Here is a 2,596-nt window from a genome sequence, read left to right as displayed (position 1 = left end):
ACCATCGTGACGGCTTCGCACTGCGTCGGATTTACCTTGCCCGGCATTATCGAGCTTCCCGGCTCATTTTCGGGGATGTTTATCTCGCCGATGCCGCATCTTGGCCCGCTTGCCAGCCAGCGCACGTCGTTTGCGATCTTCATCAAATTTGCCGCCAGGCCGTTTAGCGCGCCGCTTAAAAATACCTCGGCATCGTGGCTGGTTAGGCCGTGAAATTTATTCGGATGGGATTTAAATTTAAACGCCGTGCCCGTTAGCGCGTTTAGCTCGTCGCTTACCATCTCGCTAAATTTCGGGTGCGAGTTTAGCCCTGTGCCCACCGCGGTGCCACCGATAGCAAGCTCCTCTAAAAACGGCATGGTAGCTAGGATCTGCGCCTTGCTCGCCTTTAGCATGTGCGCGTAGCCGCTAAATTCCTGTCCGAGCGTGAGCGGCGTGGCGTCTTGCAGGTGAGTGCGGCCGATCTTTACGATCTTTGCAAACTCGGCGGTCTTTTTATCCAGCGTCGCTTCAAGCTTTTCTATCGCTGGCAGTAGCTTTTTTTGAAGCTCTAGCACAAAGGCTATTCGCATCGCCGTAGGATAGGTGTCGTTCGAGCTCTGACCTTTATTTACGTGATCGTTTGGGTGCACGAATTTCGCGTCTCTCGCGTCCAGCGCCGCCTTATCGCGAAAATTTAGCCCCAAAATCTCCATCGCGCGATTTGAAACGACCTCGTTTAAATTCATATTCGACTGCGTGCCCGAGCCCGTCTGCCACACGACTAGAGGGAAATTTCCGTCCAGCTTGCCGTTTAAAATTTCATCGCACGCCTGCGCGATCGCCTCGGTGCGAGGCTCATCTAAGCGGCCCAGCTTGCGATTAACCAGCGCGCACGCCTTTTTTAGGTAGGCAAAGCCCTCTATGACCTCTTTAGGCATCGTCTCCAGCCCTACTCCAATCTCGAAATTTTCGCGGCTACGCTGCGTTTGCGCTCCCCAATATTTCTCATTCGGAACCTTTACCTCGCCCATCGTGTCTTTTTCGATACGAAATTCCATAATTAATCCTTTCCTAAGAAGTTTTTAAAATTATAAATCAATATATATAAATTATAATTGAATTTAAATCGTAAGATTTCTCTTGCGACGAGAAAGGCGACCCTAAATTAGCGATATTAAAATTTTACTAGAATCTCGCCAAGATGGGGCATTCTTACTGCGCAGTTAAACTAAAGGTGCTTATTTCGCTTCGCCCAGAACATCATCTTTATCGCGCAACTCCCGCTTATGCTTTTTGGTTACTTTTACGAGCGAGACCCTCGTGCCATCCATTCGCAGCACTTCGTAGTCGCAGTTTTCATCGCTGATCTTATCGCCGATCTCGGGCAGACTGCCGAAGAGATTAAAGACGTAGCCGCCGATCGTGAGCTGCTCGGTCTCCTCGTCGAAGTCGATACCCATCACCTCTTCGACGCCTTCGATCTCAAAGCGCCCTCTAAACTCGAAGGTATTTTCGTCGATGCGCTTGAAATTTTGCATCTTACCGTCGTGTTCGTCGTTTATGTCGCCGAAAATTTCTTCGATTATATCTTCCATCGTCAAAAATCCCGCCGTACCGCCGTATTCGTCAATAACGAGCGCGGCGAAAATGCGCTGCTTATTCATCATCGGTAAAATTTTAGAGATCGGGCTGTTTTCGGGCACGATGATGAGCTTGCGCACGATCTTATCGAAGCTTCGCTCACCCTTTTGTTGGATGATATCGCGGATGTGGATGAGGCCTAGGACGTTGTCCTTGCTGCCGTCGATATATGGAAAGCGCGTAAATCTCGACTGTAAGACGGTATCGTAGTTTTCCTCGTAGCTTACTTGCTTGTTTAGGCAGATTAGATCGCGGCGCGGCGTCATTATCTCTTTGGCGACCGTGTCGCTGAAATCGACGGCGTTTTTGATGATCTCGGTCTCTAGGCTATCGAGCACTCCGCCTTTTAGGCTCTCGCTCGCGATGATTTTGATCTCTTCGTCCGAAAGCGCGAGCTCGCTCTCTTTGGCGGGCTTTACGCCGATTATTTTAAGCGAAACGGCGGCGATGAAATCAAACGCCTTGATGATCGGAAAAAACAGGATCCAAAACAGATGCAGCGGTTTAGCGATGAAAAGCACTACTTTTTCGGTTTTGGCGATAGCGATGGATTTTGGCACCAGCTCGCCGAGCACGACGTGAAATAGCGTAACGAGCGTAAAGGAGACGATAAAAGCGATCGTATGGATCGCTACGCCGCCTACGCCGAAGGCTTTTAGCGGCAGCTCGATCAGCCTTGCTACGGCGGGTTCACCGATCCAGCCCAGAGCCAGCGAACTTATCGTGATGCCGAGCTGAGTGGCGCTGAGGTAGGTGTCTAGGGAGTTTGAAATTTTAAAAGCGAGCTGCGCGTTTGGAATTTTATCTTTGATAAGCTCTTCGAGACGCGATTTTCTTATTTTTACGATTGAGAATTCCGAAAGAACGAAAAAAGCATTCATAAAGATGAATACAAAAGCTAAAACTAACATTAAAACCGAACTGTCCGTGTCCAAATTTCTTATCCTTTGAAATTTAAAAATAAATATTTTGC

General features: G+C 48.8%; 2 protein-coding genes. Both read right to left on the bottom strand.

Annotated features, from left to right (window positions below):
• A partial coding sequence (locus Q0438_RS00970; protein ID WP_299186280.1) for a lyase family protein occupies window positions 1-1,040 on the bottom strand: 1,040 nt, incomplete at its 3' end.
• Between the two features lie 180 nt (window positions 1,041-1,220).
• Window positions 1,221-2,534: a hemolysin family protein gene (locus Q0438_RS00965; protein ID WP_299186283.1), complete on the bottom strand. Its 1,314-nt coding sequence runs from the start codon at window positions 2,532-2,534 to the stop codon at window positions 1,221-1,223.
• Window positions 2,535-2,596 lie beyond the last annotated feature (62 nt).

Source organism: uncultured Campylobacter sp. (assembly GCF_938030785.1).
In the GTDB taxonomy this organism is placed as follows: domain Bacteria; phylum Campylobacterota; class Campylobacteria; order Campylobacterales; family Campylobacteraceae; genus Campylobacter_B.
This window is presented reverse-complemented; position numbering and strand designations above follow the sequence as displayed.

Excerpts from the sequence above, each read along its gene's own strand:
- Q0438_RS00965 (WP_299186283.1), bottom strand. The coding sequence starts at position 2,534 with ATGTTAGTTTTAGCTTTTGTATTCATCTTTATGAATGCTTTTTTCGTT.